We start from the raw sequence: 14,080 nt of genomic DNA, 5'->3' as shown, positions 1-14,080 counted from the left end.
TAGAAACTCATAAAAACTACCACGTAACGGGTTCGCGTTTTTTAGTATAAAACCTGTATTCAATGCAACTGTTATTTGTGCCCTTATAACACGGGTATAAGTTATTAATATAGCCAGTCGGCTTATACCACGACATAAGTCCATAGTCATATGCACTTTCTCTACTTGGATAATATATTTCCACCTCATTAGGACAATTGCTGAAAATATGCTTTTTCCCATTAAAGACTGCATCTTGTTCATATATAAGGTAGTAAATGTAGTCGCCTCTCCCATCTACCAACTTTCCATCAGAGTATCCCCAGCCAACAGTTCCATAATAATCGATGTAGCATGTCCCGTTTGTGATTGGACAATCAACGGCAAGATTTTTTTGTTCTGTCAAATTCTTATTTAAGGTAAAAGTTTTCTTGTCTTTCACATCACTTCGCTTTATTTTCCATTCAAATTCCTCAAATTGTTGAATTGTTGGTTGATAGAAGGTATTCCCATTTATTGTCTGAGGTTCTAATGCCGTTTTCCATCTTAACAAATCTACCCCTGCACATCCATTTGAGGTAAGTGCCATAACCACCTCACTACGCCCTGCTATCCAGCCTTCCTTATGGCATTTTACCTTTAATTTTTCTAAAAAAACATTTATACCATTACTATCAGTCGCATTTCCTCCTTGTGGAACACCATCTGAAGCACACAAATCTACATAGCCCCAATCGTCTAAAGGTGATCCGCCTCCTATCTCACCACCGCAGTTTGGATCATCAATGGGACATAATTCTGGTAATGCAACTTTAGTGGTTCCTTCAAAATCTATGAGGCTTTCGTTGTAAGAAATAACCCACGACAATTACTGGGTCCTTTGCACCTATATCCCCATTTTCCACATGTTCTTCATAAAATGGAATGTAAATTTGCGGATAAAGAGTCTCATGATCTGCATTAAATAAGCTATCATATTGACTGGCTTTACTTTTCCGGGACAATGGGTTACTTTGCTGTGACAGGTATGCACCTAAGTATTCGGTAAGAATGCTATGTTCACCAAATTGCTGTGTTTCAACAAGATTATAAAGTGATTGCCTGAAAAAAGGGTCCGTACTCAATGATAGCACTTCGTTCGAAATTCGATTTAATACATCAACATTTGCAAAGGTCATCTCAGAATTATTCCCGGGATCAATTTCATCGATAACTACATTTTCATGATCATTGCATGAAGCTAACAGTAAAATATTTAGAATAAAGAGAGAATTTAGCTTTTTCATAAAGGCGAATTTTAGTAAAAACGGAAAAGTAACAAAAAATTCAATCAGTTATATTGGTTTAAGTGTAAAAAATTCTCCATCCGATTTAACGGACATGAGTCACTTCATTGAAACAATCTGCTTTGAAAACGGGAGGTATCCATTACTCGGCCTGCATCAAAAGAGAGTAAACAGAGCCTTTCTAAGCCACTTTCCCGGAGCTGCGCCTCATAACCTCAAAGAGATCCTTCCTCAGCTGGATTATGATGAAAAGTATAAAGTCCGGGTGATATACGATCATGAGCAGACAGATATTGAGTTTTCCGAATACAGGATTCGGGATATAAAAAAGATAAAGCTGGTAAATAGTGATGACATTGAATATGCACACAAGTATGAAGACAGGTCTGAACTGGAAGGGCTTTTTAGCTTAAGACAAAATGCGGATGAAATCCTGATTATTAAAAAGGGGATGGTGACCGATTCATTTTATGCCAATCCTACTTTTTGGGATGGGGCAGATTGGTGGGTTCCCAAAACCTACCTGCTCAATGGAGTAAAAAGGCAGCACTTGCTAAATACAGGTCAGGTAAAAGAAAAAAACATTCGAGCTGATGAAATTAGCTCATATGAGAAGGTAAGCCTGATAAATGCGATGATGGACCTTGGAGATCTTGAGGTGAGTACTGCTAATGTCTTATAAAAAAGTAAAGCCGGGAAGGTGGTACACAAGCCATGAAAGACCACCCTCCGGCTTACCTGGATTTGTAAAATCCACGCTGGTTACTAGCCTCTGTTTTCTAAAACGTACTTAAAATTTAAGTCATACAATTCAGCGAAATCCGCTCCGGTTTGTTCAACTGCCGGATGTTCCCGGGTTCCACCCCAGGCTATCTCTACTTCTGTTCCTGTAAGCTTTTTATAGCTGATGAATTTGAAGAGGTCAAACAGTACCTTAATTGTGCTTGTGTTTAATTCTTTGAAGAAGAAATACACTTTGAACGATCTATGTGTATCCAAATATTTCTTGAGTTTAGATATGACCGGGTAATAAAAATGATGCATATCCAGGTTCGTAGAGTTTCCTTTGATCATCAGTACTTCTTCATCTTCACTGTATTTCACAAAAGGTGTGGTATATGTAGGTTCGATGAGCAAGTCACTAGACCTTTTGGAGATTATTCCTGAAAAATCCATAATGTATTTTGTTGCATATTGAGTTGTCATTGTTTCCTTACTTTTTAGTGGTGATTTATTTTGATGCCAGGTAACCTGACGCTTTTGTCTGACTGTTGAGTTGTATGGTAATAGACGCCATATAGGTAGGTCGAAATGCTCTGGTTCCCACTCCACCTCCTATAGAAATGTTCTTAAGAGGTCTATAATTTGCCATTATACTTGGCGTGATCACGAAGTTCTCTCCGTTGGAAACCCCTGTCCTTACATTAAACTTAATGGATGTGCTGGTTGCGGCCAGGAGTGGGTATGCGAAATACACCCCATAAAATTCATTCTCAGCTTTAAGCGGCCTTCCGGCTTCCGGCTCCTCTAACTGACCGGCACGCTGGAAAAATCCTCCTACCTCGATCTGATCCCTGAAACTATACCCAATGGCAGTTCCAAATTTTGGACTTACGTGGGTCTGTTCCAGGTAAGTCTTTGCCTGAAGCCCCTGACCTTTCACAAAGGTGATGATGGCGAGGGTTATCAGTGCAAGTAAGAATACTTTTTTCATGGCTTCAGTAGTTACGAAATAAGCGGTTTGCTACAACCCTTTGATCATACCCGATTGGTGTTCTCTCCCGATAGCTATCGGGATTGGGTTGAGACTACGCGTCCCGGCATCATGCTCATTTCATGGCTTTTCTTTTTAAATTATGATTCAAAATTGAGCCTTTAAATGCCCTTATATTAGAGTGAAATGCCGATTTTAGAAATTTAGGTGCAGTGCGAAAAACTACTGTTGGATAATACTAAGCTGATTCCCTATGTAAATTTTAAGTGACTTTACAATCACCACTAGGTGATTTACTTAAGCAGACCAGTCGACTGAACTTCTGCACGCTAAAATGTTCGATTTCGAACTTATTTATATCACCCAAATAATTTAACTTACTGATTTTCAAATACTTAAATATACTGGCAAGCTATTGGCTCTATTCTTTTCAAATGACAGGACCATGATAAAAAACCTTCTTACCGTAGCCTTCAGGAATATTCAGCGTCAAAAACTCTTTACTTCTCTACACCTTTTTGGTCTTTCGGTAGGGTTAGCAGTTTGTATACTGATAGGTCTATATACTAAACAAGAATTCAGCTACGATCAGTTTCATGCAAAGGCAGATCGCATTTACCGGATAAATCAGACATTTATCTGGGGAGATGATGATGCGCTTTTTGGCTCCACAGGGCCTGCAGTAATGCAGGCGGTACAAAGCGAGGTACCTGAGTTTGAAGCAATGACGAGGGTTCATACTCCCGGACCATCATTAATTTCTCACAATTATTATGATGACTATGTGGTCTTTGAAGAAGAGGGGTTACTGGCAGTAGATTCAAACTTCCTGGAGGTCTTCACCTTTCCTTTAATAGAAGGCAACCCAAAAACCGCTCTGAAGAACCCCAACAGCATTGTGCTCACAAATTCCGTAGCCCGGAAATATTTCGGTGACCAACCCGCCTATGGAAAACACCTGGAAGTGGGCGAGGGTGAGCATAAAAAGACATACCAGATAACAGGTATTGCTGAAGACATACCCGATAACTCTCATATCCAGTTTGATTTCCTGCTCTCTATGTCATCTTTCCCACGGGTCAAAAAGAGCTCCGACTCATGGATGTGGACTACATTTATCACGTTTGGCGTGCTGAGGCCTGATGCAGACCCTCAGGTGGTAGCAGATAAAGTAGCCCGGGTTCCCGGAAAATACCTGAATCACTTCCTGCAGAAATACCGCGGCATCACCTATGAGGAATTTTTAGCCTCCGGTGAAACCTGGGATCTATATATCCAGCCGCTCCTTGATATACATCTTCCTGATCATGTGGTATACTCAAGGCTCAACAAAACCGGTGATGTGAAGACTTTATATATACTATGGCTGGTGGGCGGACTCGTACTGGTACTGTCCATTATCAATTTTGTAAACCTGTCTACTGCCAGAGCCACTACACGGGCAAAGGAAGTAGGAATTCGTAAAGTGATCGGGTCAGATCGCAGACTCCTGATCTATCAGTTTCTTACAGAATCCGTCCTGTTAGTTACTGCATCAGCCATCATAGCGCTCTTCCTTGTAGAAATGATGCTCCCGCTGATCAATAACATTATGGAGCTAAATCTTACCAGCAGCCCCATTTTATCTCCCATTCCAGCACTCATCACAGCGCTACTGGTCTTGCTGGTGGCTTTTTTAGGTGGACTGTATCCCGCATTTTACTTGTCAGCTTTCAGACCTTCAGAAGTACTTAAGGGCAAAGTCAGCCAGGGATTAAAAGGAAAACAAGTGAGAAATGCACTGGTCACCATCCAGTTTGCCATATCTATTTTGATGATAGGGAGTACACTCATCATTTATAATCAGGTCAGGTACTGGCAAAACCTCGACCTTGGATTTGACCGGGACAACAAGCTGATCATTGAGCATGCAGAACGACTTGGCACTTCCATTGAATCTTTTAAAAATGAAGTGTTAAGTGATCCATTGGTGGATCAGGTTACCGTTTCTTCAGACACTCCTCCTTTGGTTTTTGATTTTGACAACTTTGGGATGAAAGGTGTAGAAGAAAAGCAAATTGCCGTTAACTATGTAACCACCGAGGAGAATTTTATCCCGGTCTTTGGCCTGAAACTGCAGCATGGCCGGGGGTTCTCGAAAGAATTTAATGACTCAACCAATGTAATTGTCAATAAAGTACTGGTCAAAAGCTTCGGATTAAGTGAGCCGGAAGAGGCGCTTAACAAATACCTTACCTACAATGGCGCATCATTCAGGATCATAGGTGTGGTGGAAGATTTCAATACGAGTTTGTCCAATCAGAATTATCCTTTTGCGCTCTTTGCAGAAAATGCTCCGCTCTTCAGAGACCCCTCTCAGGAGCTAACCATTAGCCTGAGCCGTGAAGCATCAGGAGAAGAAATGTCGGGTCTTATTGAATCTTTGAAGTCAACCTGGATCAAAACCAACCCTAAATCGCCGTTTAGTTATTCATTTATTGACCAGGAATACCTTGCAGTCTTCGAAAGCGCCATCCGGTTTGGAAAAATACTTACCGGCCTTGCAGTGCTGGCCATCTGCATCGCTTGTTTAGGCCTGATAGGTCTGGTGGCTTTCGTGATCGAAAAACGCAATAAAGAAATCGGTATCAGGAAGGTCCTGGGAGCATCTTTGACAAATATTTGGATCCTTTTGAGTCGTGATTTTGGCAAGCTGCTGGTAATCGGTTTCTTATTAGGAGCTCCGGGCAGCTGGTTTGTCATGTCTAAATGGGTGGAAAACTACCCGGTAAGAGACGAGCTGTCAGTTTTTACATTGATCATTGCCGGAGGAATCATGCTGATAATATCAGTGCTTACCATGAGTTTCCAGATGATCAAAGCTTCAAAGATAAATCCGGTGGATTACTTGAAGGAGGAATAGCTATCCTTCCTTTAAAAATCCCTTATTGACCTTGAAGAGGTTCCTGCGTTCTTTTTTGTTAAAGAGATTTTTGATTACACCGTGATAAACTTCTATGGAATCTCCTGAAAGAGCCACCACAACTATGGCAAGCGTAAACTCGGTCTTGTAATTAAAAGCGTTAAAAAGCCATATCATCAGAGAGGCCAGGAAAATTACCTGGAAAAGCTGGATCAGCTTCGTTAATCCATCGTACCATTTCGGTAAGGCACCGTAAATAAGCTTAAAGAGAAATACATTGAAAATACAAATAAGCACAGCAGTCCAAATCCCCGTAGCCCGGGACATTTTATCTATGTAATCTCCCTCCAGAATCATGGAGACAATATTGGCATGAATGACTCCTCCAAACATATCAGGTTCAGCCTTTCCCACATAATTTTTGTTTAAGGGAGTAAAATACAGATCATCCCTGGTGGTTTGATCTCCCAAATAAGCCCCCATAAAACACATGATGACCACTTTATCTTTCAAAAGATCCTTGCTGAATGTCTCATTGAAGACCTCATGAACATCCAGCACAAAGTACCTGGTACCGAAGGTAGAGCGCCCAAAGTCCATCACGTTTCCTTTGTAATTAACCACTTCAATCATATTTCCCCTATCCAGAAACCTTTGGGTAGCCTCAGGGTTTTTATGCTCGGCAAGCTTAACGGCAAATGCATATTGCTCCTCCTCCATATCCTTCACCCTATGTTTTACAAGAAAATCCCTGTTCGTTTTTACATCATCCTGATTCTCAGCATCGGTAATTAAATTAACAAAACCAAAATCAGCATGCCGGGCAAGAATTGGTTCCGGAACAATCAAGGTATCAAAAAGTCCGGTTTTATTATTTGGCATCCGCAGCTCACTACCTATCACGATGTTGTCATACATTTCAAGTGTTGCTGCAAAGAGACTGTCCTCTGCGTAGGGTTTCGGCTCAGCAAATGTGACATCCACACCTATCACTGCAGGTTGATACTGCTCCAGGATCCGGATCATCACAGCAATCTGCTCCCGGTTCGCATGGGCGATGTTTACCATCACAATGTCTTCATCTGCAAGCGGTGGTTCGCGCAACTGAGACATAACCAGATCACTCATCTCAAAGTCTGAAAACATGTCACCAACCGGGTCAAATAAATCAAAAATCCTGAAATAGCTTACAGAAGTAAAAAGGCCAATTATGCCGAAAATAAATAGAGTGCAAAGGGCTGTGTCCAGTAAAAAACGTTTCATTTCCTAAAGATGAAAAAATATCTTTCAAAAAATACGATTTAGACGTCTAACAGTTTCAAAATCAGCTACGTGATAGTATAAACAAAAAAAGGCTGTTTGAAACCTATCCAAACAGCCTTTTTGCAGAAAGAAATAAGATTATTTATTCATTGATCACTTTCTCAGCTAAAACCGTCACCTTGTTATTTAACACTTCAATAACACCCCCACTCACAAGAATGTGGGTTTCCTCCGGCTTTTTATTCACTTCCCTTACAAACTTCACATCCCCCTTACCCAGAGTAGAAATCATCGGTGCGTGATTACTTAATACCTGGAAAGAACCGTCGCTTCCGGGAAACGAAGCACTGGCAACCTCTCCTTCAAAAACTTTTTCGTCCGGTGTTACGATCTCTAGAAACATACCGATTAAGCGTTAGCTTCTGCTAATAATTTTTCTCCTTTAGCAACAGCATCCTCAATAGTACCTACAAGGTTAAATGCTGCCTCCGGAAGGTTATCATGCTTACCATCCATGATTTCATTAAATCCTTTGATGGTATCCTTAATATCTACGAGCACTCCCTTAAGTCCTGTAAACTGCTCGGCCACATGGAAAGGCTGAGAAAGGAACCTTTGCACCCTTCTGGCGCGATGCACAACCAGCTTATCCTCATCAGAAAGCTCATCCATACCCAGGATAGCAATGATATCCTGAAGTTCTTTATATCGTTGTAGAAGCTCCTTCACTCGCTGCGCACAATCATAGTGCTCATCTCCAAGTGTCTCTGCATTCAAAATTCTGGAGGTTGAATCCAGGGGATCCACAGCAGGATAGATACCAAGCTCAGAAATCTTTCTTGAAAGTACCGTGGTAGCATCCAGGTGAGAGAAGGTTGTAGCCGGTGCAGGGTCAGTCAGGTCATCTGCTGGTACGTACACTGCCTGTACCGAGGTGATGGATCCATTCTTTGTAGACGTAATCCGCTCCTGCATAGCTCCCATCTCGGTAGCAAGTGTAGGTTGATATCCCACAGCTGAAGGCATACGTCCAAGAAGTGCTGACACCTCAGAACCTGCCTGGGTGAATCGGAAAATATTATCTACGAAGAAAAGGATGTCTCTTCCTTTTCCTGAGCCATCTCCATCCCGAAAGTACTCAGCTATGGTTAACCCTGAAAGCGCTACCCGGGCACGTGCTCCCGGAGGCTCATTCATCTGACCGAATACGAAGGTTGCTTTGGATTCTTTCAGGTCATCTGAAGTTACCGTAGACAGATCCCATCCTCCTTCTTCCATGGACTGTTTAAACTTCTCCCCGTAGTTTACGATACCAGCTTCGATCATTTCCCGAAGCAGGTCATTTCCTTCACGGGTTCTTTCACCCACACCCGCAAACACAGAAAGACCAGCATAAGCTTTTGCAATGTTATTGATCAGCTCCTGGATCAAAACCGTCTTACCAACACCGGCACCACCAAAGAGCCCGATTTTTCCGCCTTTAGCGTATGGTTCGATCAGGTCAATTACTTTGATCCCTGTATAGAGAACTTCAGTAGATGTGGTCAGGTCTTCAAACTTCGGAGCACTACGGTGGATAGGAAGACCTTCTTTTCCTTCCGGCTGAGGAAGACCATCAATAGCACTTCCTACAACATTAAAAAGTCGTCCCTTAATATCGTCTCCAACAGGCATTCTAATAGGCGTACCCAAATCTACCACTTCCATGCCTCTCATCATTCCATCTGTCGCGTCCATTGCCACGGTACGCACTGTTTCCTCTCCTAGGTGTTGCTGCACCTCCAATACTACCTCGGTACCGTCATTTTTAGTGACTTTTAACGCATCCATGATGTTTGGAAGCGTGGAACCTTCCACGTCAAAACTTACGTCGACAACAGGACCGATTACCTGGGTGATTTTGCCTTTATTAGCCATTATGAATTGATTTTTATACGCACTATTAGAATCGAGTGCGAAATTAATCTAAAATTGGTTAAGAGAAAAAGCGACAGGCGAAAACTGTCAGGTTTTTAATAATATTCTAAAGGTGGTTCCGCGGTGTAGCTCGGAGCTCTTTACAAAGACCTTCCCTCCGTGATAATTTTCGATGATCCGCCTGGTCAATGCCAACCCCAGCCCCCAGCCTCTCTTTTTAGTAGTATAACCCGGCTTAAATACCTGACCGATCTTTGATTTTGGTATGCCTTTCCCTGTATCGCTGATGTCTACGGCTACTTTGCCTTCATTGACCTTGAGGATCTTTATAGCAATCTCCCCCTTGCCTTCCATAGCATCCACAGCATTTTTAATGATGTTTTCCACCACCCAGGCAAAAAGAGGGCGGTTCAGGTAAGCGCCTATCTCATCCGAGGGAAATGTGTCAATCCGCATAGATACTTTTCTCGAGATCCGGTTTTGCAGGTACCGGACTACTTCATTGACCACCTCTAACACATTTTCCTCCTGCATTTGCGGAACACTGCCGATGTTTGAAAAGCGCTCGGTAATCATCCCGAGCCGGTCCACATCTTTTTGCAGTTCACCAAATATCTCTTTCTGATCCGGATAAGTTTCTTTGAAATATTCCACCCAGGCCATCAGTGATGAAAGTGGAGTACCCAGCTGATGAGCCGTTTCTTTGGCCAGTCCCACCCATACTCTGTTTTGCTCTGCAGTCCTCGAATAATTAAAAATGGCGAAAGTAATCATCCCAAAAATCGCGATAATGGATAGCTGAACATAAGGATAATACCTCAGCTGAACCAGCAGCATGGAGTTTCTGTAGTAAATGTTTCTGAAAGCAAAAACCTGCTCCTGGTCATCCACCAGCCGGATAGTGATGGGCTCACGCTCTTCACGCATGTCACTGATTTCTCTACCCAGAAACTCTTTTCTCTCAGCTTCATCCTCTATGCGATTAGCGGCTGGAATGTTACGATACTCCAGTGGGTTTCCATACTCATCTGTAAGGATAACCGGGATGGTGTTATTGGCATTAATGATCTCCTCCAGAATAAAGACTACGTTGGGTTCATAAGCCTCATTGGCGAGGTACTCCAATGTGCGCGCATAGAGATCTATCTGTTTGTGTTCACGCTGACGGATTCTATCCACTAACTGATTGGTGTAGATGATGGATCCTGCACCGATGATGACCGAAATGCCTAAAACGACCCATTTGAACGAGGATCGCTCTGAGTAGAGACTTATGGTAGGTTCTTGCTTGTATTTATTCACTGCCTGAAACGAAAATGTTTCAGGCAGTAATTTATACAATAAGGTTAACCCGATTTCACAACTTTGTCGTGAATAATGACGATAACTTATTGAAAATGGTGGATTTCAATAAGTTATGTCAGGGTAACCCTGACATTTACAAAACCCTTGTTCCTTAATGTATGAAAGGAACTTTAATCATAACTATCCTAACCAATTAGGATTTTGTAAATCGTCAGCCGCAAGGCGGAAAATTCATGAGAATTTTCCGGGTTAATTCTTCATCATAAACCACCTGGCCAGCACCTTATAGTTGACCTTGGTGCCGTGCATCAAAATACCGATACGGTAAATACGACTGGCCACCCAAATGGTAAAGATAAATCCCCCGATCATCAGCACCATAGACAGCCCCAGCTGCCAGAGCGGCACTCCAAAAGGCACACGCATCATCATGATGACCGGCGATGAAAAGGGTATCATAGACATCCAGAATGCTAAAGAACCGTTCGGGTCATTAAGTACCGCACTTAGCATCACGATGGAGGCAATAAGCGGTATGGTAACCGGAAACATAAATTGCTGAGCATCCGCATCACTGTCCACAGCCGAGCCTATAGCAGCAAAGAGGGCGCCGTACAGCAAATATCCGGTCAGGAAGTAAAACAGAAATGACACGATCACCAGGGGCAGATTAATGGACTCAACAGCTCCGCTAATTTTTCCAAACAGGTTGTCATTTACTTCTTTCTGCACCTCATCCTGCGGAATGTTCATCTGTTCCATTTGCTCTGTTTGTTGCTGTTGCATATCAGAAGCTTTATCCATAAAAATACTCCCTGCTATAGCACTGATACCAATGGTCAGGATGATCCAGAGGAGAAACTGAGAAAGCCCCACTCCGGCTATACCTATTACTTTTCCCATCATCAGCTGAAAAGGCTTTACGGAAGCAATAACCACCTCAATGATCCGGCTTGTTTTTTCTTCTACCACTCCACGCATACACATGGCGCCATAGATAAAAATGAACATGTAGATCATAAAAGCCGAGATATATCCAACCGCAGTTGCTCCGACGGAGCTACTTTCCTTTTCGGCTCCAGAGTCAGAGAGGTTTATGGTGCTTACATCAATATTAGCTTTCAAACCATCCAGCACCTCTTTATCTATACCTGATCTTCGGAGCTTGATGTTTTCGAGCTCACCTTCTATCTTTTTTCGCAAACCGCTTACCAAGCCGATACTTGGATTATTGGGAGCATAAAAGACTACGCCATCAGGCTTATCTACATCCAGTTTGGGGATGTACAAGAGTCCATCAAACTCTCCATTCAGGATATCTTCTTTCCCCTGCTCCAGTGTATTACCCGAATAATTAAACGTACTCTCATCAGTATCCACAAAAACCTCGGCAAACAACCCGCTCTCATCAACCACCTGGATGTTCTTGGTGTCAATTCCCTTTGTGGCTGTCCAGCCAATAAAGAAGAAAAAGCCTCCAAACAGCAATGGAGCCAATATGGTCATAATAATAAATGACCGCTTCTTAACCCGGGATAAATATTCTCTTCCGATGATAATTCCAATGTTATTCATGGCTTCCTCCTTTCACTTTTGAGATAAAGATTTCATTGATGGATGGTACTTTTTCGATAAAGGAATGGATCTCCACATCCTTCTGCAGGAGTACCCTGATCAGATTATTAGGTCCTCCTTCGGTTTTGTTTTTTACAATAGACTCGGCCAGACCACTTTCAGTAGTTCCTGTTTTCAGGATTTCAAACTCAGCCGAAGGCTGCAATGTCCCTTCATGCGTGATAATAAAGGTACCGTCTTTGTGGTCATTCTTGATATCCAGCTTTTTACCGTCGAGGATCTTGTGTGATTTATTGATCAGTGCTATGTGATCACAAAGCTCCTCTACAGACTCCATCCGGTGGGTGGAGAATATCACAGTCGCTCCCTTATCCCTCAGCTCAAGGATCTCATCTTTGATCAGGTTGGCGTTGACCGGGTCAAAACCTGAAAACGGCTCATCCAAAATGATGAGATCCGGCTCATGAAGTACTGTAGCAATAAACTGTACCTTTTGAGCCATCCCCTTGGACAGGTCCTCAATATTTTTGCCAGCCCACTCTGAGAGGTCAAGCCTTTTTAACCATGACTTGATCCGGGTTTTAGCCTCAGAACTGCTGAGCCCTTTAAGCCGGGCCAGGTACATGAGTTGCTCCCCTACTTTCATTTTCTTGTAGAGTCCGCGCTCCTCCGGCAGGTAACCGATCTTTCTGACCAACTCCGGAGTGATCTCCTTTTCATTTAAATAAGCCTTGCCGGCATCCTGCTCGATAATTCTTGTGATAATTCGGATCAGCGTTGTTTTCCCTGCACCATTCGGCCCTAAAAGACCAAAAATACTCCCCTGAGGAATACCCAGACTCACATCTTTGAGAGCCTGATGGTTGCTATAGGATTTACTGATGTTGTCAACACGTAGTAGTTCCAATGGCTTCCTTTTTTAATTTGAATGATTTTTAAAAGATTTTAAGATTTGCTGGCTGATCAGTTCATGAGATTAGTCTAATTTATTTTGAATTTATTACACTTACAGGAAATTTTTTAAGCCCGCTCCAAAAAACGACCTTTAAAGATTGAGAGTATTATCAACCTTATATACAATCTACGCAGTGATCATTTTTATCCTGCTCTGTTTGATCTATGTCCCCATTATGGTCCTCCTCTGTCAGAAGAAAAGCTGGCATCACCTTGCTCTAAGGATACATACCATTTGGGCGTGGACCTTTTTCATCTCGGTTTTTATTCGGGTAAAAGTAGACTGGAGATTTAAACCGGACCCTAAAAAACAATATATCTATTGTGCCAATCACTTTTCTTACTTTGACATCCCAACATTGTTTCTCCTGTTTCGGCCAAAATTTATAGGCAAGAGTTCATTATCCAAAATTCCTCTTTTCGGGTACTTCTATCGTAAAATCCACATTACAGTAAATCGCTCAAGCATAAGAAGCAGAGCTGAAAGCCTAAAGAAGTCTAAAGAAGCCCTCAATGATCGGTTTCGGGTTGCGTTTTTCCCCGAAGGAGGCGTAAAAGTCCAGGAAGAACACATTCCCAAAATGGTACCGTTCAGGGATGGAGCTTTTATTTTAAGTGTGGAGAAAAACATTCCGATCATTCCCGTTACCATGCCGTTTAACTACCGCATCGTCCCAGATAAATCTCCTCTGAGGCTTCATCGGCACTGCTGTAAAGTAATAGTCCATGAACCGGTGTTTCCCCGGGGAAACTCGGGTGATGAAGTAAATCGAATGAAAAACGAAGTATTTCAGATCATACAGGACGAACTAAACGCTCATCATCAGGATAAAGTCAGGGCTGTTAAGTAATATTGCTTCCCGGAAATAGTTTACTCTATGAAAATAGATAAAGAAACACTTCATAAAATAGCTCACCTGGCACGTCTGGAAATAGATCCTGCAAAAGAGGAAAGCTATATCAAAGACCTGGAGGAAATCCTTACCTGGGTAGAAAAACTTAACGAGCTCGACACAGAAGGGGTAGAGCCCCTGACCAATATGTCTTTTGAGGTGAACGCATTTCGTGAAGACAAGAAGGGTGAACACTTATCACATGAACGAGCTCTTAAAAATGCCCCCAAGAAAGATGAGGACTATTTCAGAGTGCCCAAAGTCTTGGAATAAAGCACTAAATGTAATGCAT

The 14,080-nt window shown here is 42.4% G+C and carries 14 protein-coding genes; 4 read left to right on the top strand and 10 right to left on the bottom strand.

Annotated features, from left to right (window positions below):
- Window positions 1-16: 16 nt before the first annotated feature.
- Both AC3E9V_RS03600 and AC3E9V_RS03595 read right to left on the bottom strand, forming a co-directional pair.
- On the bottom strand, window positions 17-847 hold the full coding sequence (locus tag AC3E9V_RS03600; protein ID WP_488751819.1) for a hypothetical protein: 831 nt from the start codon (window positions 845-847) through the stop codon (window positions 17-19).
- Window positions 804-1,265 (bottom strand): hypothetical protein, encoded by a 462-nt coding sequence (locus tag AC3E9V_RS03595; protein ID WP_488751818.1) that lies wholly within the window; start codon window positions 1,263-1,265, stop codon window positions 804-806. Before AC3E9V_RS03595 ends, AC3E9V_RS03600 begins: the two co-directional genes overlap by 44 nt.
- A gap of 94 nt (window positions 1,266-1,359) precedes the next feature.
- Between AC3E9V_RS03595 and AC3E9V_RS03590 the strand changes: the two genes are divergently transcribed.
- Window positions 1,360-1,947, top strand: coding sequence for an aminotransferase class IV (locus tag AC3E9V_RS03590; protein WP_488751817.1), 588 nt, complete (start codon window positions 1,360-1,362; stop codon window positions 1,945-1,947).
- A gap of 83 nt (window positions 1,948-2,030) precedes the next feature.
- Here the strand turns inward: AC3E9V_RS03590 and AC3E9V_RS03585 are convergent, their stop codons facing one another.
- Both AC3E9V_RS03585 and AC3E9V_RS03580 read right to left on the bottom strand, forming a co-directional pair.
- Window positions 2,031-2,471: a SiaC family regulatory phosphoprotein gene (locus tag AC3E9V_RS03585; protein ID WP_488751816.1), complete on the bottom strand. Its 441-nt coding sequence runs from the start codon at window positions 2,469-2,471 to the stop codon at window positions 2,031-2,033.
- 25 nt (window positions 2,472-2,496) lie between these two features.
- Window positions 2,497-2,979, bottom strand: coding sequence for a hypothetical protein (locus AC3E9V_RS03580; RefSeq protein WP_488751815.1), 483 nt, complete (start codon window positions 2,977-2,979; stop codon window positions 2,497-2,499).
- Window positions 2,980-3,424: 445 nt separating this feature from the next.
- On the opposite strand from AC3E9V_RS03580, the gene AC3E9V_RS03575 reads away from it, so the two are divergent.
- Window positions 3,425-5,881 (top strand): ABC transporter permease, encoded by a 2,457-nt coding sequence (locus AC3E9V_RS03575; protein ID WP_488751814.1) that lies wholly within the window; start codon window positions 3,425-3,427, stop codon window positions 5,879-5,881.
- On the opposite strand, the gene AC3E9V_RS03570 is transcribed toward AC3E9V_RS03575, so the two are convergent.
- From AC3E9V_RS03570 to AC3E9V_RS03545, 6 genes are all read right to left on the bottom strand, one after another.
- Window positions 5,882-7,144 (bottom strand): CHASE2 domain-containing protein, encoded by a 1,263-nt coding sequence (locus tag AC3E9V_RS03570; RefSeq protein WP_488751813.1) that lies wholly within the window; start codon window positions 7,142-7,144, stop codon window positions 5,882-5,884.
- A 142-nt stretch (window positions 7,145-7,286) separates the two neighbouring features.
- Window positions 7,287-7,547: an ATP synthase F1 subunit epsilon gene (gene atpC / locus AC3E9V_RS03565; RefSeq protein ID WP_488751812.1), complete on the bottom strand. Its 261-nt coding sequence runs from the start codon at window positions 7,545-7,547 to the stop codon at window positions 7,287-7,289.
- Between the two features lie 5 nt (window positions 7,548-7,552).
- Window positions 7,553-9,061 carry a F0F1 ATP synthase subunit beta gene (atpD, locus tag AC3E9V_RS03560; RefSeq protein WP_488751811.1) on the bottom strand — a complete coding sequence of 503 codons (1,509 nt, stop codon included), beginning with the start codon at window positions 9,059-9,061 and terminating at the stop codon, window positions 7,553-7,555.
- Between the two features lie 87 nt (window positions 9,062-9,148).
- Window positions 9,149-10,402 carry a sensor histidine kinase gene (locus AC3E9V_RS03555; RefSeq protein ID WP_488751810.1) on the bottom strand — a complete coding sequence of 418 codons (1,254 nt, stop codon included), beginning with the start codon at window positions 10,400-10,402 and terminating at the stop codon, window positions 9,149-9,151.
- A gap of 213 nt (window positions 10,403-10,615) precedes the next feature.
- A complete protein-coding gene (locus tag AC3E9V_RS03550; protein WP_488751809.1) occupies window positions 10,616-11,941 on the bottom strand; it encodes an ABC transporter permease in 1,326 nt (441 codons plus the stop codon).
- The gene (locus AC3E9V_RS03545) at window positions 11,934-12,848 is read right to left on the bottom strand and encodes an ABC transporter ATP-binding protein (protein WP_488751808.1); all 915 of its coding nucleotides are present in this window, start codon (window positions 12,846-12,848) and stop codon (window positions 11,934-11,936) included. The genes AC3E9V_RS03550 and AC3E9V_RS03545 overlap by 8 nt, the downstream gene beginning before the upstream one ends.
- Before the next feature lie 145 nt (window positions 12,849-12,993).
- Between AC3E9V_RS03545 and AC3E9V_RS03540 the strand changes: the two genes are divergently transcribed.
- Together AC3E9V_RS03540 and gatC are read left to right on the top strand one after the other, a co-directional pair.
- Complete coding sequence (locus AC3E9V_RS03540) at window positions 12,994-13,746, top strand: lysophospholipid acyltransferase family protein (RefSeq protein WP_488751807.1); 753 nt, start codon at window positions 12,994-12,996, stop codon at window positions 13,744-13,746.
- A 27-nt stretch (window positions 13,747-13,773) separates the two neighbouring features.
- On the top strand, window positions 13,774-14,061 hold the full coding sequence (gatC, locus tag AC3E9V_RS03535; RefSeq protein WP_488751806.1) for an Asp-tRNA(Asn)/Glu-tRNA(Gln) amidotransferase subunit GatC: 288 nt from the start codon (window positions 13,774-13,776) through the stop codon (window positions 14,059-14,061).
- Window positions 14,062-14,080 lie beyond the last annotated feature (19 nt).

The organism is Marinoscillum sp. HNIBRBA16962, assembly GCF_057801515.1.
This window is presented reverse-complemented; position numbering and strand designations above follow the sequence as displayed.